General features: G+C 73.1%; 14 protein-coding genes and 1 riboswitch. Of the genes, 8 read left to right on the forward strand and 6 right to left on the reverse strand.

The annotated features are described in order from the left end of the window. The first annotated feature begins 85 nt into the window (after window positions 1–85). From cbiE to ABZY57_RS22260, 4 genes are all read left to right on the forward strand, one after another. Window positions 86–1,402 carry a precorrin-6y C5,15-methyltransferase (decarboxylating) subunit CbiE gene (gene cbiE / locus ABZY57_RS22245; RefSeq protein ID WP_356514491.1) on the forward strand — a complete coding sequence of 439 codons (1,317 nt, stop codon included), beginning with the start codon at window positions 86–88 and terminating at the stop codon, window positions 1,400–1,402. Further along, the gene (gene cobM, locus ABZY57_RS22250; protein WP_356514493.1) at window positions 1,399–2,148 is read left to right on the forward strand and encodes a precorrin-4 C(11)-methyltransferase; all 750 of its coding nucleotides are present in this window, start codon (window positions 1,399–1,401) and stop codon (window positions 2,146–2,148) included. Before cbiE ends, cobM begins: the two co-directional genes overlap by 4 nt. Beyond that, window positions 2,138–2,905 carry a cobalt-precorrin-6A reductase gene (locus ABZY57_RS22255; RefSeq protein WP_356514495.1) on the forward strand — a complete coding sequence of 256 codons (768 nt, stop codon included), beginning with the start codon at window positions 2,138–2,140 and terminating at the stop codon, window positions 2,903–2,905. Before cobM ends, ABZY57_RS22255 begins: the two co-directional genes overlap by 11 nt. Before the next feature lie 119 nt (window positions 2,906–3,024). Continuing rightward, on the forward strand, window positions 3,025–3,129 hold the full coding sequence (locus ABZY57_RS22260) for a hypothetical protein (RefSeq protein WP_356514497.1): 105 nt from the start codon (window positions 3,025–3,027) through the stop codon (window positions 3,127–3,129). 236 nt (window positions 3,130–3,365) lie between these two features. Here the strand turns inward: ABZY57_RS22260 and ABZY57_RS22265 are convergent, their stop codons facing one another. The 3 genes from ABZY57_RS22265 to cobG are packed head-to-tail and all read right to left on the reverse strand — an operon-like array spanning window position 3,366 to window position 6,837. Continuing rightward, window positions 3,366–4,853, reverse strand: coding sequence for a precorrin-2 C(20)-methyltransferase (locus ABZY57_RS22265; RefSeq protein WP_356514499.1), 1,488 nt, complete (start codon window positions 4,851–4,853; stop codon window positions 3,366–3,368). Then, a complete protein-coding gene (locus ABZY57_RS22270; protein ID WP_254386392.1) occupies window positions 4,850–5,497 on the reverse strand; it encodes a precorrin-8X methylmutase in 648 nt (215 codons plus the stop codon). The genes ABZY57_RS22265 and ABZY57_RS22270 overlap by 4 nt, the downstream gene beginning before the upstream one ends. Beyond that, the gene (gene cobG, locus ABZY57_RS22275; RefSeq protein ID WP_356514501.1) at window positions 5,494–6,837 is read right to left on the reverse strand and encodes a precorrin-3B synthase; all 1,344 of its coding nucleotides are present in this window, start codon (window positions 6,835–6,837) and stop codon (window positions 5,494–5,496) included. Before cobG ends, ABZY57_RS22270 begins: the two co-directional genes overlap by 4 nt. A 349-nt stretch (window positions 6,838–7,186) precedes the next feature. Then, window positions 7,187–7,263: riboswitch (cobalamin riboswitch) on the forward strand. A gap of 53 nt (window positions 7,264–7,316) precedes the next feature. Between cobG and cobN the strand changes: the two genes are divergently transcribed. Further along, on the forward strand, window positions 7,317–10,943 hold the full coding sequence (gene cobN / locus ABZY57_RS22280) for a cobaltochelatase subunit CobN (RefSeq protein ID WP_356514503.1): 3,627 nt from the start codon (window positions 7,317–7,319) through the stop codon (window positions 10,941–10,943). Window positions 10,944–10,973: 30 nt separating this feature from the next. After that, a complete protein-coding gene (locus tag ABZY57_RS22285; RefSeq protein WP_356514505.1) occupies window positions 10,974–11,447 on the forward strand; it encodes a hemerythrin domain-containing protein in 474 nt (157 codons plus the stop codon). Window positions 11,448–11,469: 22 nt separating this feature from the next. Here the strand turns inward: ABZY57_RS22285 and ABZY57_RS22290 are convergent, their stop codons facing one another. After that, a complete protein-coding gene (locus tag ABZY57_RS22290) occupies window positions 11,470–11,688 on the reverse strand; it encodes a hypothetical protein (RefSeq protein ID WP_356514507.1) in 219 nt (72 codons plus the stop codon). A gap of 221 nt (window positions 11,689–11,909) precedes the next feature. Between ABZY57_RS22290 and aroD the strand changes: the two genes are divergently transcribed. Continuing rightward, window positions 11,910–12,647 (forward strand): type I 3-dehydroquinate dehydratase, encoded by a 738-nt coding sequence (aroD, locus tag ABZY57_RS22295; RefSeq protein WP_356514509.1) that lies wholly within the window; start codon window positions 11,910–11,912, stop codon window positions 12,645–12,647. Between the two features lie 214 nt (window positions 12,648–12,861). Beyond that, window positions 12,862–15,090 carry a germacradienol/geosmin synthase gene (locus ABZY57_RS22300; protein WP_356514511.1) on the forward strand — a complete coding sequence of 743 codons (2,229 nt, stop codon included), beginning with the start codon at window positions 12,862–12,864 and terminating at the stop codon, window positions 15,088–15,090. A 50-nt stretch (window positions 15,091–15,140) separates the two neighbouring features. Here the strand turns inward: ABZY57_RS22300 and ABZY57_RS22305 are convergent, their stop codons facing one another. Next, window positions 15,141–16,376 (reverse strand): GNAT family N-acetyltransferase, encoded by a 1,236-nt coding sequence (locus tag ABZY57_RS22305; protein WP_356514513.1) that lies wholly within the window; start codon window positions 16,374–16,376, stop codon window positions 15,141–15,143. Between the two features lie 71 nt (window positions 16,377–16,447). Further along, window positions 16,448–17,746 (reverse strand): YncE family protein, encoded by a 1,299-nt coding sequence (locus ABZY57_RS22310; protein ID WP_356514515.1) that lies wholly within the window; start codon window positions 17,744–17,746, stop codon window positions 16,448–16,450. Window positions 17,747–17,853: the final 107 nt, after the last annotated feature.

Here is a 17,853-nt window from a genome sequence, read left to right on the forward strand (position 1 = left end):
CCGGGCCGGGGCCCGCCCGCCAGGGGCCCGGGGCGGGCCCAGTAGGCTGCGGGTCCACCCGCTTCCGTACCCCGAGGTCCACCCAGTGAGCTCCGCACCGCCCCCCGTACCCGTATCGGTCGTCGGCCTCGGCGCCGACGGCTGGGACGGGCTGACCGCCCCCGCCCGGGCCGCGCTGGCCGGGGCCGAGGTGCTCATCGGCGGGCCCCGGCAGCTGGACCTGCTCCCCCTGGCGGACTGCGGCGGCGCCCGGGTCGCGTGGCCGAGCCCACTGCGCCCGGCCGTGCCGAAGCTGATGGCGGAGCACGCGGGCCGCCGCATCGCGGTGCTGGCCAGCGGCGACCCGATGTTCTACGGGATCGGCCGCGCCCTGTCCGAGGAACTCGGCCCCGACGCGCTCCACGTCCTGCCGCACCCCTCCTCCGTCTCCTACGCCTGCGCCCGCCTCGGCTGGCCGGTGGAGGACACCGAGGTGGTCACCGTGGTCGGCCGCCCGGTGGCCCGACTCGCGGCCGCGCTGTACGAGGGCCGCCGGGTCCTGGTGCTGAGCGCCGGAGCACCGACCCCGAACGAGATCGCCGCTCTGCTTCGAGAGCGGGGCTTCGGCCCCAGCCGGATGCGGGTCCTGGAACAACTCGGCTCCGAGCACGAGGACGCGTACGAGGGCCTCGCCCAGAGCTGGGAACACCCGCCCGGCGACCCCCTCAACGTCGTCGCCGTCGACTGCCGCCGCGACCCCCGCGCCGAGGCCCCCCGGCTCGGCGCGACCCCCGGCCTGCCCGACGCCGCCTACGAGCACGACGGCCAGCTCACCAAGCGCCACGTCCGCGCCGCCACCCTGTGCGCCCTCGCCCCCGCCCCCGGTGAACTGCTGTGGGACATCGGCGGCGGCTCCGGCTCCATCGGCATCGAGTGGATGCGCACGCACCCCTCCTGCAGGGCGGTGACCGTGGAGCGGGTGACGGAGCGGGCCGCGCGGATCACCCGTAACGCGGCCGCGCTCGGCGTGCCCGGCCTGCGCGTGGTCACCGGCTCCGCGCCCGACGCGCTCGCGGGGCTGCCCGCCCCCGACGCGGTGTTCATCGGCGGCGGCCTGACCGCGCCGGGCCTGCTCGACGCGGCCTGGGAGGCGCTGGCCCCCGGCGGCCGACTCGTGGTCAACACGGTCACCCTGGAGTCGGAGGCGGTCCTCACCGACCGCTACCGGCGCCACGGCGGCGAGCTCGTGAAACTGGCCGTCGCGCACGCCGTACCGGTCGGCGGTTTCACGGGCTGGCGCCAGGCGATGCCGGTCACCCAGTGGTCGGTCACCAAGCCGCACGCCTCCCAGCCGCTCGCCCAGCCCTCCCAGCCCGACCAGCCCGACCAGCCCGACCCCGAAATGGTGGATCAGACGACATGACCGTGTACTTCATCGGTGCGGGCCCCGGCGCCGCCGACCTGATCACGGTGCGCGGCGCCCGGACACTGGCCGCCGCCCCCGTCTGCCTGTACGCCGGCAGCCTCGTCCCGCGCGAGCTGCTCGCCGAATGCCCGCCGGACGCCCGCCTGATCGACACCGCTCAGCTGAACCTGGACGAGATCGTCGCCGAGTGCGTACGGGCCCACGCCGCCGGCCAGGACGTGGCCCGGCTGCACTCCGGCGACCCCTCGGTCTTCAGCGCCGTCGCCGAGCAGATGCGGCGGCTCGACGCGGCCGGCATCCCCTACGAGGTCGTCCCCGGCGTCCCCGCCTTCGCCGCGGCGGCCGCCGCGCTGAAGCGGGAGCTGACCGTCCCCACCGTCGGCCAGACCGTGATCCTGACCCGGATCTCGCAGCAGGCCACGCCCATGCCGCCCGGCGAGGACCTCGCGACGCTGGGCCGCAGCGGGGCCCTGCTGGTGCTGCACCTGGCCACCCGCTACGTCGACCGCGTCGTGGACGAACTCCTCCCGCACTACGGGGCCGAGTGCCCGGCGGCGGTCGTCGCGATGGCCAGCCGCCCCGACGAGCTGATCCTGCGCGGGACGCTGGCCGACATCGCCGCCCAGGTGAAGGAGGCCGGGCTGGTCCGCACGGCCGTCATCCTGGTGGGCCGCACCCTGGGGGCCGAGCAGTTCCGCGACAGCCACCTGTACTCCGCCGAGCGCGACCGGCATGTCTGCTGATCCGGTCCGCCCCGGCAGCCGCCCGCACGTCCTGATCCTGGGTGGTACCACGGAGGCCCGCCGCCTCGCGGAGGCGCTGGCCGCCGCCCCGGACTCCCCCCGGGTGACCACCTCGCTGGCCGGCCGGGTCACCTCCCCGGTGCTCCCGCCCGGCGAGACCCGGATCGGCGGCTTCGGCGGCCCCGCCGGGCTGGCGGCCTGGATCACCGCCCACCGGGTCACGCACCTGGTCGACGCCACGCACCCCTTCGCGGAGCGGATGAGCTTCAACGCGGCCGGGGCCGCGGCCCTTTCGGGCGTCCGGCTGCTCGCGCTGCGCCGCCCCGGCTGGACTCCGGGCCCCGGCGACGACTGGCACTTCGCGGACTCCCTCGCCGAGGCGGCGTCCCTGCTGCCGGGGCTCGGCTCCCGCGCCTTCCTGACCACCGGCCGGATGGGCCTCCACAGCTTCGCGCACCTCACCGAGCCCTGGTTCCTGGTGCGTTCGGTGGATCCCCCGGACGCGCCGACCCCGCCGCGCCTCGAAGTCCTGCTGGCCCGAGGCCCGTTCACGTTGGACGACGAGCGGGAGCTGCTGACCCGCCACCGGATCGACCTCCTGGTGACCAAGGACAGCGGCGGCTCCGCCACGTCCCCCAAACTCACCGCCGCACGCGAGGCGGGCATCCCGGTCCTCGTAGTGCGCCGCCCCCCGATCCCCGAGGGCGTCCGTCAGACCCCGTCGGTCGAGGAAGTCCGGGACTGGCTGTCCGACTGAACCCGGCACCACGCGGATCGGCCGTCGAGCAGGGCTTGGTCCCCCACCCACCCTTCCACCGTTCCCAGGGCTCCGCCCTGCCCCTCCCCCAGCTACCGCTGGGACGTGCCCCCGCATGCGTGTCCACGTCCCCCCTGACCCACCCGGAGTACGGCTGGACTTCCAGCCGATCCGTCGCCGAGGTGGTCACCGACGACATGCCGTTCCTCGTGGACTCCGTGTGAGGACTCCGACATGAACCACAGCGCGGACAGCGCACCAGCGCCGGCCCTGGAACTACGCTGCGGCGGGTTGCAGTTGACCGTTCAGCGCGTGCCCGTCTGGCTCGTGTCGCCGGTGACCACAGCCGCCGGAACCGGAGTCGCATGGTGGGCGAATCAATGAGCGAGGCGTCAACCGCCGGAGTTCGAGGCGCGGGGGTCCGGGGGCCGGTCCCCCGCGCTCCGTCAGGCGGCCGGGATCACCCGTACCGCCGCGGCGTCCACGTCACCCTCGACCCGTCCGCCCGCTGCGTGACCTGCGTCTGCGACGACCCGATCAGCAGGATCGTCCGCATGTCCACCTCGGACGGCTCCAGTTCGGCCAGCGTGACGATGCGGACCGACTGCTCCGGGCCGCCCACGTCGCGCGCGACGACCACCGGGGTCTCGGGCGCCCGCAGTTCCAGCAGCAGCTCCCGCGCCTGGGCGACCTGCCACGTCCGGCTCCGCGAACCGGGGTTGTACAGGGCGAGTACGAGATCGGCCGCGGCGGCCGCGCGCAGTCGCTCCGCGATGACCTCCCAGGGCTTGAGCCGGTCGGAGAGGGAGATGGTGGCGTAGTCGTGGCCGAGCGGGGCTCCGGCCGCGGCGGCCGCCGCGTTGGCGGCCGTCACCCCGGGCAGCACCCGTACGGGCACGTCCTTGTACTCGGGCTGCCCCGCGACCTCCAGGACCGCTGTGGCCATGGCGAAGACCCCGGGGTCGCCGCCGGAGACCACGGCCACCCGCTTGCCGCGCCGGGCGAGGTCGAGGGCGAACTCGGCGCGCTCCGACTCGACCTTGTTGTCCGAGCCGTGCCGGATCTGGCCCGGCTTGACCGGGACCCGGTCCAGGTAGGTCGTGTACCCGACCAGCACCTCGGCGTCGGCCAGCACCCGCCGGGTCTCGGCGGTGAGCCACAGCGGCCCGGCCGGGCCGGTGCCGACGACGGCGACCTCGCCGGGCCCGGACGGCACGCTGCCCGGGTTCCCGATGCGGCTGGGCACCACGGCGACGGCAAAGTAGGGGACGGATTCGGGGTCGGTGTCCGCCAGGACGCCGGTCCGCTCCCCCGCCATCGTCGCGCGCTCCACGTAGCGCGCCTCGGCGAGCCGGCCGCTGTTCTCCATGGCCCGCCGGATGGCGGGGAAGGTGCGGCCGAGTTTCATCACGACCGCCGAGTCGGTGGCGGCGAGGCGGGCCGTGAGCTCCTCCTCGGAGAGGGTGCCGGGCAGGATCGTCAGCACCTCCTCGCCCTCGACGAGCGGCATGCCGAGCCGTGCCGCGGCGGCGCTCACCGAGGTCACGCCGGGGATCACCTCGGTCTCGTACCGGTCGGAGAGCCGCTTGTGCATGTGCATGTACGAGCTGTAGAAGAGCGGGTCGCCCTCCGCGAGCACGGCGACGGTGCGGCCGGCGTCCAGGTGGACGGCGAGCCGGGCGGCGGAGGCCTCGTAGAACTCCTCCATCGCGCCCTGGTAGCCGCCGGGGTGGTCGGTGGTCTCGGTGGTGACCGGGTAGACCAGCGGCTCCTCGATGTGGTCGGCGCGCAGGTGCTTCGCGGCGATGGAGCGGGCGATCGAGCGGCCGTGGCGTGCGGAGTGGTACGCGACCACGTCGGCCTCCGCGATCACCTCGACGGCGCGCAGCGTCATCAGCGAGGGGTCGCCGGGCCCGAGCCCCACTCCGTAGAGTCGTCCGGTGCTCATTCGGCCACGCTCGCGATGGCGTTGACGGCGGCCGCGGCCATGGCGCTTCCGCCGCGCCGGCCCCGGACGATCAAGTGGTCCAGCCCGGAGGGGTGTTCGGCGAGAGCGTCCTTGGACTCGGCGGCGCCGATGAACCCGACGGGGACGCCGATGACCGCGGCGGGGCGCGGGGCGCCCTCCTCGATCATCTCCAGCAGCCGGAAGAGCGCGGTCGGCGCGTTCCCGACGGCGATCACCGAACCCTCCAACAGGCCCCGGTCCCGCCAGACTTCGAGGGCGGCGGCGCTGCGCGTCGTGCCCATCTTCGCGGCGAGCTCGGGCACGGCCGGGTCGGAGAGGGTGCAGATCACCTGGTTGTCGGCGGGCAGCCGCTTGCGGGTGACCCCGCTGGCGACCATCTGCACGTCGCACAGGATCGGCGCACCGGCCTCCAGGGCGGCGCGCGCCCGCAGGACGACCTCGGGCGTGTAGCCCAGGTCCCTGGTCAGGTCGGTCATCCCGCAGGCGTGAATCATGCGCACCGCGACCTGGGCGACCGAGGCGGGCAGCCCGGAAAGGTCCGCCTCGGCGCGGATCGTGGCAAAGGACTGGCGGTAGATCTCGGCGCCGTCCTTCTCGTACTCGAACACGGTGTACTCGCTCATTTCTTCACTGCGTCTTCGGACACTCGGGGTTGGCTGCGCGCTTCGGCGACGGCCTGGGCAAGTTCGTTGGACGGCACCGGACGCCCGTCGATCCGGTACCCGTCGGGGGTGGCGACGAGGTCGACCCACGCGGTGCCGCGCGGATGCCCGCACCGGCGCTCGCACCCGGACCAGTGCACGGGCACGGGCACCGGCCCGGGCTCGGCCGACGGTTCACCGGTCGCGTCCACGACGGCCCGCGCGTCGGCGCGTACGTCGGACAGCGCTTTGGCGCAGCCCGGCCGACCGGTACAGGCGGTGACGGACTCCCAGGGGCCGTCGGGCGCGACGGACAGGCCCGCTGCCAAGAGGTGCGCGTAGCCGTCGACGGGCCGCCGGGTGCTCGCGCGGGGCAGGACGATGCTCCGCCACGGGGTGATCCGCAGCTCGCCGTCGCCCGGCCCGCCTGCGTCCGCGCCTTCCTCGGCGACGCTCACCAGCACCCGCCACTGGTCGGCGGCGAGCCAGCCGAGCGGGGGCAGGACGCACAGCGGCGTCCGGTCGCCGGTGCCGGGCCCCCACGGCGTGGGCGGCGGCGCGTAGGGCCAGGCCACTTCGGGAACGAGGGCCGCCGCGATGCCGGCCGCACGGAGCCGCACCGCGAACTCCGCGGCGTCCAGGGCGTGTACGGCGGGCAGTTCGGACACCCGCCAGGCGCGGGTGCCGGCCGCGTCCGCGGAGTCGAGGAAGTATTCGGCCGCGAGCAGCGCGGCCCGCGGCGCGTCGGGGGCGTCGACCTCCACGGCGCCGGGGGCGGCGCCGAGCCGGACCAGTGCCCGGCCCCGCGGTCCGCCGAGCACGGTGACATCGGGGTCGAGCGCGGCGACGTCCCCGCGCCCGTCGTCGATGGCGAACAGGAACCGGCCGGACAGGGCCGCCGCGCGGGTGCTCGTACACAGCAGCCGGTCCAATTCCCCTACCCAGGGGGTCACATGGGGACGCTCGGAACCGAGGATCCCGGACAGGGGGGTCGCCACGATGTTCCGTATCCGCTCGTGGCCGGGGGCGGGCAGCAGCCCGGCCCCGTCGAGCAGTTCCGCCAGCCCCGCGCCGCAGCCTTCGGCGAGCCCGCGCAGCTGCACGTTCCCGCGCGAGGTGAGTTCCAGGTGCCCGTCCCCGAACCGGTCGGCGGCGTCCGCCAGTACGGAGGCCTGCCGGGCGGTCAGCAGGCCCCCCGGGATCCGGACCCGCGCCAGGTACCCGTCGTCGGCGGCATGCAGGCGCAGCGCGCCGGGGCAGGCGTCGCCGCGATCCCGTATGACGGGTTCGTCCCGCGCTGCGGCGGAGGGGGGCGTGGGCATGGCGGCGAGCATACCCACGATTCTGCGCCCACCCCCTGTGTCGATCACCACCCCGAACCAGCCACCCCGCCCCGGCCCCGAGCGCACGCACCCCCGCCCGATCCGGCCCCGACGGCGTTTGAGGCGCGGGGTCCGGGGCAGAGCCCCGGAAGCGGCGCCGCACCCGACCGACCGCACCCCCGGCCCACCGCATCCCGGTCCACCGCTCCCCGGCCCCCCAGGCCGGCAGCCGCCCGCCCGCAGGCTGCGGGCCACGACCCACGACCCAGCGTCACCGCAGGTGACCCGCCCCCCTAAGATGAGCCCAAGGCGGCCAACAGGCCCGCCATCGCCGAGGACGGCGACATGGGAGGAAGCCCGGTGCGAATCCGGCGCGGTCCCGCCACTGTGAATCCGCGGCCCCGGCCCCGGATGAGTCAGGAACTCCCGTCGTCCTCACTGCCCGGGGCGCGGAAACCCCGAGGAAGGCCTGCCGCCGCATGATCCTGCTGCTGTCGACGTCCGACACCGATCTGCTCAGCGCCCGCGCAGCGAACGCCGCGGACGCTCCCGTCCCGTACCGGTTCGCGAACCCCTCCCGCCTTCCCCTCGACGACCTCCCCGGTCTCCTCGACGGCGTCACCCTGGTCGTCGTACGCCTCCTCGGCGGCCTCCGCGCCTGGCAGGACGGCCTCGACCTGCTCCTGGCCCCCGGCCAGACCCGCCCGGTGGTCGTCCTGACCGGCGAACAGGCCCCCGACGCCCAGCTGATGGAAGCCTCCACCGTCCCGATCGGCATCGCCGCCGAGGCGCACGGCTACCTCGCCCACGGCGGCCCGGCCAACCTGGACCAGCTCGCCCGCTTCCTCTCCGACACCGTGCTGCTGACCGGCCACGGTTTCGAGCCGCCGGCGGCCTCCCCCACGTGGGGCCCGCTGGAGCGCACCCCGCAGCGCGCCCCCCATGAGGGAGGGCCCCGGATCGCGGTGCTCTACTACCGCGCGCACCAGATGAGCGGCAACACCGCATTCGTGCACACCCTCTCCGAGGCGATCGAGGCGCACGGCGCCCAGGCGCTCCCCCTCTACGTCTCCTCCCTCCGCTCCCCGGAGCCGGAGCTGATCGCGCAGCTCGCGTCCGCCGACGCGATCGTCACGACCGTCCTGGCCGCCGGTGGCACCAAGCCCGCCACCGCCTCCGCCGGCGGTGACGACGAGTCCTGGGACGCCGGCGCGCTGGCCGCCCTCGGCGTGCCGATCCTGCAGGCCCTGTGCCTGACGGGTTCCCGGTCCGCCTGGGAGGAGAACGACGAGGGTCTGTCCCCCCTCGACGCCGCCACCCAGGTCGCCGTCCCGGAGTTCGACGGCCGCCTGATCACCGTCCCGTTCTCCTTCAAGGAGCTGGACGAGGACGGCCTGCCCGCCTACGTCGCCGACCCCGAGCGCGCCGCCCGCGTGGCCGGCATCGCCGTGCGCCACGCGCGCCTGCGCCACATCGACCGCCGCGACAAGAAGATCGCCCTGGTCCTCTCCGCGTACCCGACCAAGCACTCCCGCATCGGCAACGCCGTCGGCCTGGACACCCCGGCCAGCGCCGTGGAGCTGCTGCGCACGCTCATCGCGGGCGGGTACGACTTCGGTCCCGTCGAGGACGTCCCGGGCCTGGTCTCCGGCGACGGCGACGAGCTGATCCGCGCCCTGATCGAGGCCGGCGGCCACGACCAGGACTGGCTCACCGAGGAGCAGCTCGCCCGCAACCCGGTCCGCATCCCGGCGGCCGACTACAAGCGCTGGTTCGCCGAGCTCCCGGCCGATCTGCGTGAGAGCGTCGAGCGGCACTGGGGCGAGGCCCCGGGCAACATGTTCGTGGACCGATCGGCCAACCCCGAGGGCGACATCGTGCTGGCGGCCCTGCGGCGCGCCAACCTCCTCATCCTCATCCAGCCGCCGCGCGGCTTCGGCGAGAACCCGATCGCGATCTACCACGACCCGGACCTGCCCCCCTCGCACCACTACCTGGCCGCGTACCGCTGGATCCAGGCCCGCGCCGAGGACGGCGGTTTCGGCGCCGACGCGATGATCCACCTGGGCAAGCACGGCAACCTGGAGTGGCTGCCGGGCAAGAACGCCGGCCTGTCGGCGTCCTGCGCCCCCGACGCCGCGCTCGGCGACCTGCCCCTCATCTATCCGTTCCTGGTCAACGACCCGGGCGAGGGCACGCAGGCCAAGCGCCGCGTGCACGCCACCCTGGTCGACCACCTGGTGCCGCCGATGGCGCGCGCGGAGTCGTACGGCGACATCGCGCGCCTGGAGCAGCACCTCGACGAGTACGCCCAGATCTCCGCGATGGACCCGGCGAAGCTGCCGGCCATCCGCGCCCAGATCTGGACCCTGATCCAGGCCGCGAAGCTGGATCACGACCTGGGTCTGGAGCAGCGCCCCGACGACGACGGCTTCGACGACTTCCTCCTCCACGTCGACGGCTGGCTGTGCGAGATCAAGGACGCCCAGATCCGCGACGGCCTGCACGTCCTGGGCGGCGCCCCGACCGGCGACGCCCGCGTCAACCTGGTCCTCGCCATCCTGCGCGCCCGCCAGATCTGGGGCGGTACGACGGCCCTGCCCGGTCTGCGCGAGGCGCTCGGCCTCGACGAGTCCGCGGCCACCCGCACCAGCGCCGACGAGGCGGAGGAGACGGCCCGCGCGCTGGTCCAGGCGATGGAGGACGCGGGCTGGGCCCCGGAGGCGGTGGCTTCGGTCGCCGCCGGGCACTCGGCGGACGTGGCGGCCGTACTGGACTTCGCGGCCCGCGAGGTCGTCCCGCGCCTGGCCGGCACCACCGACGAGATCGCCCACGTCGTCAGCGCCCTGGACGGCGCGTTCGTCCCGGCGGGCCCGTCCGGCTCCCCGCTGCGCGGTCTGGTCAACGTGCTGCCGACCGGCCGCAACTTCTACTCGGTGGACCCGAAGGCCGTCCCCTCGCGCCTCGCGTGGGAGACGGGCCAGGCCCTCGCCGACTCGCTGCTGACCCGCTACCGCACGGACAACGGCGCATGGCCCGCCTCCGTCGGCCTGTCCCTGTGGGGCACGAGCGCGATGCGCACCTCGGGCGACGACGTGGCCGAGGCCATGGCGCTGCTCGGTGTCCGCCCGGTCTGGGACGAGGCCTCGCGCCGCGTCACCGGCCTGGAGCCGATCCCGCTCGCCGAGCTCGGGCGGCCGCGCATCGATGTGACCCTGCGCATCTCGGGCTTCTTCCGCGACGCGTTCCCGCACGTCATCGGCCTCCTGGACGACGCGGTGCGGCTGGCGGCCTCGCTGGACGAGCCCGCCGAGGACAACTTCGTACGGGCCCACGCGCAGGCGGACCTGGCCGTGCACGGGGACGAGCGGCGGGCCACCACCCGTATCTTCGGCTCGCGCCCGGGGACGTACGGCGCGGGCATCCTGCAGCTGATCGACTCCCGCGACTGGCGCACCGACGCCGACCTCGCGGAGGTCTACACGGTGTGGGGCGGGTACGCGTACGGCCGCGGCCTCGAAGGACGCGCGGCGCGCGAGGAGATGGAGACCGCCTACAAGCGGATCACGGTCGCGGCGAAGAACACCGACACCCGTGAGCACGACATCGCCGACTCCGACGACTACTTCCAGTACCACGGCGGCATGGTGGCCACCGTCCGCGCCCTGCGCGGCACGGCCCCCGAGGCGTACATCGGGGACTCGACCCGGCCCGAGACGGTCAAGACGCGCACGCTGGTCGAGGAGACCTCCCGGGTCTTCCGCGCCCGCGTCGTGAACCCGAAGTGGATCGAGGCGATGCGCCGCCACGGTTACAAGGGGGCCTTCGAGCTGGCGGCGACCGTCGACTACCTCTTCGGCTACGACGCCACGACCGGCGTGGTGGCCGACTGGATGTACGACAAGCTGACCGAGACGTACGTCCTGGACCCGGAGAACCGCGCCTTCCTGGAGGAGGCCAACCCCTGGGCCCTGCACGGGATCGCGGAGCGGCTGCTGGAGGCCGAGTCCCGCGGCATGTGGGAGAAGCCGGACCCGCAGGTCCTGGAGGCGCTGCGCCAGGTGTACCTGGACACGGAGGGCAACCTCGAAGGCGAAAGCGACTGACCGGACACCGGCTGGATCACACTGAGCCGCATGTGCCATTACTGCGGCTGCCGCGAGATCCCTCTGATCAAGGAGTTCATCGCCGAGCACGAGACGGTGACGAACGCCGCGGGCGACGCGCTGCGCGCCCTGGACGCGGGGGACCTCCCGAGGGCGCGTGCCCTCGTCGCGGAGATGACGGCCGTCCTGCTCGCCCACTGGAAGGGCGAGGAGGACGGCCTGTTCGCCGTCATGGAGCAGGACCCCGAGTACGCCCCGTACATCGAGGCGCTGGTCGGGGAGCACCGCGAACTGGCGGCGTTCCTCGCCGGCGCCGACCTGGCGGACCCGGCGGACGCCGCGGCCCTGCGCCGGGTGGTGGAGGAGCTCCACCACCACATCGCGAAGGAGGAGGACGGCCTCTTCCCCGCTTCCCTCACCGCCCTGACGGGCGACGACTGGGACCTGTCCATCAAGGCCTGGCGCGCGGCCCATCCCGACGGGGACCTGAGGCCCGCCGGGTAGCCGGGAGGCCCCGGCGGCCCCGCTACTTCGCGGCGTGGTCCAGCGCCACGAGCGCCTGCGCCCAGCGCGCGTACTTCAGCTGGCCGAGATCGGCGACGGTCTTCACGCCGAAGGCCTCCCGCAGCAGCTCGCCGTCCTGGTCGGTGACGCCCTTGAGCGCGGCCACCGGCGCCGCGAGCACCTCCGTGATCGGCTTGTCGGCCCACGCCTTGTCCAGCACCTTGTCGAGGTCGATCGCCATGAGTCTCTCTCCCGGAACTCGAAAGTTTGAACTGATGGGACAAACCTAGAACAATCGGACAACCATCCGGGGGTGCGACACCCGCGCCTTCGGGTGCGCCGGACACCTGCCCGGCCAAGGCGCGGGCGGCCCCCCTCCCCCGGGGGATTCCACGTATAATTCGACCCGTTCACCCTGCACCTCGCGTCGGATATCGGAATCGAAAAGGCTGTGACCAAGAAATGAATTCACTGCGGGCGCTTCTCGACGGCGGGATTCCGCTGGTGGCCGTCAGCTTCGACGACAGCGAGACCGAGCCGCGCGCACACGCAGCGAAGAGCGCCGGCGTCGATGTGGCCGAGCTGCGCGTCGACCGGTACGCGGCGACCGACACGGCCCATGTCCTCGCGCAGGTGGACGCGTTCAAGACACTGCCCGTACTGGCCACCATCCGGTCCGCCCACGAAGGCGGCGACTGGAAGGGCACCGAGGCACAGCGCCTCGAACTGTTCCGCGCGCTCGCCCCTCAGGTCCAGGCCGTGGACATCGAGCTCTCCTCCGGTGAAATCCTGTCCGAGGTGATCGAGGCCGCCCATCGGCACGACACGGTGGCGCTCGTCTCCTATCACAATTTCGAATTCACCCCGGCCACCGAGGAACTCCAGGCCGTCATCGACGACGCGAAGAGCGCCGGCGCCGACGTGGTCAAGGTGTCCACCATGGTGCGGTCCGAGGACGACGTACGACGGCTGGCCTCGCTCCTGCTGCGCGCCGGGGCCGAGGACACCCGCCTGATCGTCATCGCCATGGGTGAGGCCGGAGCGGTCTCGCGCGTCTTCTTCCCCGCCCTCGGGTCGCGGATCACGTACTCCTTCTTCGGAGCCAGCTCCGCCCCCGGCCAGCTCGACTTCCCCGAGACCTTCGGCCTGCTGCGCAAGTTCTACCCGGCGTTCGACGAGCGGAAGTCCGCGGAGGCGTGAACTCCGCGCCGGGGAGGGGCGCCCTCTCCCCGGGCACCTCCCCCGGCCTGACCTCTCCCGTCCCCCTACCGGTCACCAGCCTCATCCGTCGCAGAACGACGCGAGCGTCACCTGATGAAGTGAAGTCCCCCTTATCCCACCGGCAACACGGGTAGTGCCCTGCTGATCTCGTGAGGATCCGTACGAGACAGACAGACGAAAGGCCCACCCTGCCGTGACGCAGCCGTTTCAACTGCCGGATTTCTATGTGCCTTATCCGGCGCGACTGAACCCCCACCTGGAGGACGCCAGGGTCCACACCAAGAAGTGGGCCCGCGACTTCGGGATGCTGGAAGGTTCCGGCGTCTGGGAGGAGAGCGACCTCGACTCGCACGACTACGCCCTGCTCTGCTCGTACACCCACCCCGACTGCGACAGCGAGGCGCTGTCCCTGGTCACCGACTGGTACGTGTGGGTCTTCTTCTTCGACGACCACTTCCTGGAGATGTACAAGCGCTCCCAGGACCGCGCGGGCGCCAAGGCCTACCTCGACCGGCTCGGCGCCTTCATGCCGATGGACCTGGGCCCCTCCTCCGACGGCTTTCCCGAGGCGACCAACCCCGTCGAGGCCGGACTCGCCGACCTGTGGGCCCGTACCGTCCCGGCCATGTCGATGGACTGGCGGGAACGGTTCTCCGAGTCCACCCGGAACCTGCTCAACGAGTCGATGTGGGAACTCGCCAACATCAACATCGGGCGGGTCTCCAACCCCCTCGAATACATCGAGATGCGCCGCAAGGTCGGCGGCGCGCCCTGGTCGGCCGGCCTCATCGAGTACGTGTCCGCGGAGGTTCCGGCCCGCGTCGCGCACTCCCGGCCCCTCGGCGTGCTGCGCGACGCCTTCTCCGACGCCGTGCACATCAGGAACGACATCTTCTCCTACCAGCGCGAGGTCTCCGAGGAGGGCGAACTCTCCAACGCCATCCTGGTGTTGGAGACCTTCCTCGGCTGCACCACCCAGGAGGCCGCCGAGGCCTCCAACGACCTGCTCACCTCACGTCTCCAGCAGTTCGAGCAGACCGCCCTCGCCGAACTCCCCCAGCTCTTCGCCGACCACGCCATGAACCCGGCGGAGATCGCCGCGGTCCTCGCCTACGCCAAGGGGCTCCAGGACTGGCAGTCCGGCGGCCACGAATGGCACATGGTCTCCAGCCGCTACATGAACGAGGAGGCCCGGGCCACCGCCCCGCTCACCCTGCCCTTCATGCCCTCGGGCCTCGGCACCACCGCGCTCGACCTCCGCTCCCTCCTCGCCCCCCGCGCCCTGGAACTGCGCCGGCGCTCCTTCACCCACGTCCCCTTCGAGCGCACCGGCCCGTCCGTCATCCCGGACATCTACATGCCGTTCCCCCTCACCCTCAGCCCGCACCACGCCCGCGCGCGCGAGGAATCCGTCGCGTGGGCCAGGGAGATGGGCCTGCTCCACCCCCGGCCCGGCGACCCCGGTTCCGCGATCTGGAACGAGGAGAAGCTGCGCGGCTACGATTTCGCGCTCTGCTCGGCGGGCCTCGACCCCGACGCCACCCCCGAGGCACTGACCCTCAACGCCTCCTGGCTGACCTGGGGCACGTACGGGGACGACTACTACCCGGTGGTCTTCGCGCAGGCCAAGAACCCGGCGGCCGCCAAGGCCACCCATGCCAGGCTGGTCGCCATGGTCCCCGTGGACCACGCCGAGCAGGCCGTGCCGGCCACCGCGATGGAGCGCGCCCTCGGCGACCTGTGGGTGCGCACCAGCCGGGACATGAGCCCGTCGGTGCGCTCCGAGTTCCGGGCCACCCTCGTGGACATGCTGGAGAGCTGGCTGTGGGAGGTGGACAACCAGATCCTCAACCGCATCCCGGACCCGGTGGACTACGCCGAGATGCGCCGCCGCACCTTCGGCACCTACCTCACCATGTACCTGTGCCGGCTCGGCCAGGCGGGCCGGGGCATCCCCGAGGAGATCTACTCCTGCGGCACCATCCGCTCCCTGGAGAACGCCGCCGCCGACGCCGCGTGCCTGATGAACGACATCTTCTCCTACCAGAAGGAGGTGGAGGTCGAGGGCGAGGTGCACAACTACGTGCTCGTCACCCGCAACTTCTTCGACATCGACTACGAGGAGGCCCTGCACATCTGCCACTCGCTGATGACGCAGCGCACCGAGGAGTTCGAGCACATCGTCGCCGCCCAACTGCCGCTGCTCTACGAGGACTGGAAGCTGGACGCCGGAGCCCGGGCCGGACTGGACTGCTACGTCCGCGAGTTGCAGGACTGGCTCGCAGGAATCCTCAACTGGCACCAGAAGGTGAAGCGTTACCGCGAGGAGGACCTGCACCGGCTGGGCGACGGGATCTCCACCGGCGTCCTGGGCCCCTCCTTCGGCATGGCGGCGGCCCGCATCCGCCTGCCCGCCGGCTGAGCGCGGACCGCAGGTCACACGCTGCGAGCCCGCCGTAAGAGCGCGACCCCCTAGAACTCGTCCGCCGTGTGCGGCAGCAGCGCGGTGCGCAGTCCGGCGTCCAGGGCTGCCGCCGCGCCGGGCGCGTGCTCCACCACCAGTGCGGCCGCGGCCAGTTCGACGGCACGGGTCCCGCCGAGGTAGCAGGCCGCGAGCTCCCGTACGTCCAGGGTCAGGTCCGGCTCCCGGCCCGCGGCGGGCTCGTACGCCGCCCCGTCGGGTCCGGCCTTCAGGAGGAACCGCCCCGCGTTCGCGGGCAGTCGTACGTCGGTCACCTCCAGTACGAGTTCCACGGGCGCGGCCCACGACCTCCCGGTCAGTGCCGCCGCCACGTCGACCAGGCGCAGCCACAGCGCCGGGAACACGGCGGTGATCCGGACCTGGTCCCGGTCGGCGGCGAAGTGCAGCAGCGGGTCGTCGACCGGCCGGCCCCACGCGGTGACCCGGCCCGTGAGGTCGAGGGAGGCCAGGCACTCCCACAGGGCGGCGGCGACCTCCGGGGTGTCGGCCTCCAGCTCCTGGACCTGGACCAGGCCCGGCGTCCGCACGACCCCCGTGTCCTCCTCGGGCTTCGTGCGGTAGAGGACGTAGCCCGCGATCGGCTCTCCCGGCTCCCCGAGGACGATGATCCGGGGCGGGCTGAGCTCCTCGTCCTCCTCGTCCTGCTCGGTGAGCCACTCCTCGGTCCAGCGCCGCTCGCTGCGGGTGGGCCGCCCGGACCGGACCGCGCGGGCCGCCTCGTGGTACGGGCCCACGACGGCCACCGCGTCCGCGGGTGCGACCAGCCGCAGCGGCCGCCGGTCCGGCTCGATGCGCAGGGCCAGCGGCCGGGTGGAGTCGATCTCGATGGTGGCGCCCTGGGTGGCGCTGCCGTAGCCGAAGCGCCCGTAGATGGCGGCCTCGGAGGCCCACAGGGCGGCGACGGGGCTGCCGGCCGCCCCCGCCCGCCGCAGCATCTCGCCCATCAGGGCGGTCAGTACGCCGCGTCGGCGGTGGGTGGGGGCGACGGAGACGAAGGTGAGCCCGGGGCAGGGCAGGTCCGCCCCGGGCACCGAGAGCCGGAACGCGTGCGCGGCCATGAAGCCGACGATCGCGTCGCCGTCGTAGGCCCCGATCCGCATGCAGTGGCGGAGCAGCTCGTGGTGCCGTTCGCGCCCCTCCTTCTCGGGACGGTCGTGGAAGACCAGGTACGCGAGCTCCAGCGCGCGGTCGATGTCGGCCTCGGGCACCTCGCGGATCTCCACCATGATCCGGAGACTAATCGGTCATGGCGGACCAGTCACTTCATAAGGGGCGGTTTCCGGCCGCCGGCCTCGGGTCAGCGCGCCGCGGGCCCCGTCCAGTCCGCCGGGACGTGCCCGATCCGGACCCGCTGCGGGTGGTCGCCCACGGGTACGGACACCCGCTTGGTGCCGGTCGCGAAGTCGATGGCCGTGACCTGGTCGGAGCCGCTCTCGGAGATCACGCAGCCGGAGCCGTCACCGTCGACGGTGGCCCAGTAGGGCTTGGCGGCGGGCACGAGCGGCCCTTGCTCCAGGGTGGCCCGGTCCACGACGGTCACGTAGTCGTCCATGGTCCCCGCGATGCACAGCTTGGCCCCGTCCGGGCTCATGGACATGCCGTGGTGCCGGGAGTCGTTGACCCAGGTGGTGCGGTCGGTGCTGGTGGCGGGGTTCTCGGGGAGGGTTTTGACCCGGGTGATCCGGTCGGCGGCCACGTCGTACTCGACGAAGCCGTTGAAGAAGGACACCTGGAAGTAGAGCTTCGACTCGTCCGGGGCGAAGGACATGGGCCGCACGGCGTCGGACAGGTCGGAGCGGCCGAAGGCGTCGAGGCGGGCCCGCATGTCGATCACCCGGACCGGGCGGAAGGTCTGCGCGTCGGCGACCGTGATCCTGCGGTCGCCCTTCGTCCAGTCCAGCCAGCGCGCGTCGAGGGCGGAGGTCACGTCGCCGATGGAGCTGTTCCACAGGAACCGGCCGTCCCGGGTGAAGGTGTTCTCGTGCGGCTTGTCGCCGGTGGCGAAGGAACCTGCCGGGCGGCCGCTCGCCATGTCCAGGACGTGCACGGTGTTGGCGGTGGAGGCGGAGACCGCCACGCGGGTGCCGTCCGGGGAGACCGCCATGTGGTCGGCGCGGTAACCGGCGACGGGAAAGCGCCAGTTGATGCGACCGGTGCGGACGTCGATGGAGACGACGTCGGCGAAGCTGGGTCGGGAGGCGATGACGGCGGAGCCGTCCGGGGTGGTGTACATGTCGTCCACGAACTGGTCGTGGCCCTCGCCCGCGGTGGTCCGGACGCCGAGGAAGTAGGCGAGTTTCACCGGGTTGAGGTAGATCTCCCGGAGCCGCTCCTCCTTGTCCGGGATCATGTCGATCCGGCCCACCTTGGCGAGGTTCCCGGTGGAGGCGAGGACGTCGGCGGTGCCCTCCCAGTTGTTGCCCACGAACAGGACCTCGCGCGGACCGGCGCCGGCGGGCCCGGCGCCCGCCGGCAACCCGGCACCCGCCGCGGGCGCGGGACCCGCCGCGAGGGCGGCCAGCGCCAGCGCGGCCACGGCCGCCAGGGCCGGCAAGGCCGTCAAGACACCGCGGTTACTCGATCGGCTGGCAGACATCCGGTCAACTCCGTTACGTGGAGACGCTGTTACCGGCCGGTAAGATAGGCGGAACAGCGAAAGGGCGCAACCCCCACGGGGGTGGGCCCGGTGCCCACCGTGCGGCA

The organism is Streptomyces sp. NPDC006450 (genome assembly GCF_040612195.1).
In the GTDB taxonomy this organism is placed as follows: Bacteria; Actinomycetota; Actinomycetes; order Streptomycetales; family Streptomycetaceae; genus Streptomyces.

Excerpts from the sequence above, each read along its gene's own strand:
- cobM (WP_356514493.1), top strand. The coding sequence starts at position 1,399 with ATGACCGTGTACTTCATCGGTGCGGGCCCCGGCGCCGCCGACCTGATC.
- ABZY57_RS22255 (WP_356514495.1), top strand. The coding sequence starts at position 2,138 with ATGTCTGCTGATCCGGTCCGCCCCGGCAGCCGCCCGCACGTCCTGATC.
- ABZY57_RS22265 (WP_356514499.1), bottom strand. The coding sequence starts at position 4,853 with ATGAGCACCGGACGACTCTACGGAGTGGGGCTCGGGCCCGGCGACCCC.
- ABZY57_RS22270 (WP_254386392.1), bottom strand. The coding sequence starts at position 5,497 with ATGAGCGAGTACACCGTGTTCGAGTACGAGAAGGACGGCGCCGAGATC.
- cobG (WP_356514501.1), bottom strand. The coding sequence starts at position 6,837 with ATGCCCACGCCCCCCTCCGCCGCAGCGCGGGACGAACCCGTCATACGG.
- cobN (WP_356514503.1), top strand. The coding sequence starts at position 7,317 with ATGATCCTGCTGCTGTCGACGTCCGACACCGATCTGCTCAGCGCCCGC.
- ABZY57_RS22285 (WP_356514505.1), top strand. The coding sequence starts at position 10,974 with ATGTGCCATTACTGCGGCTGCCGCGAGATCCCTCTGATCAAGGAGTTC.
- ABZY57_RS22290 (WP_356514507.1), bottom strand. The coding sequence starts at position 11,688 with ATGGCGATCGACCTCGACAAGGTGCTGGACAAGGCGTGGGCCGACAAG.
- aroD (WP_356514509.1), top strand. The coding sequence starts at position 11,910 with ATGAATTCACTGCGGGCGCTTCTCGACGGCGGGATTCCGCTGGTGGCC.
- ABZY57_RS22305 (WP_356514513.1), bottom strand. The coding sequence starts at position 16,376 with ATGGTGGAGATCCGCGAGGTGCCCGAGGCCGACATCGACCGCGCGCTG.
- ABZY57_RS22310 (WP_356514515.1), bottom strand. The coding sequence starts at position 17,746 with ATGTCTGCCAGCCGATCGAGTAACCGCGGTGTCTTGACGGCCTTGCCG.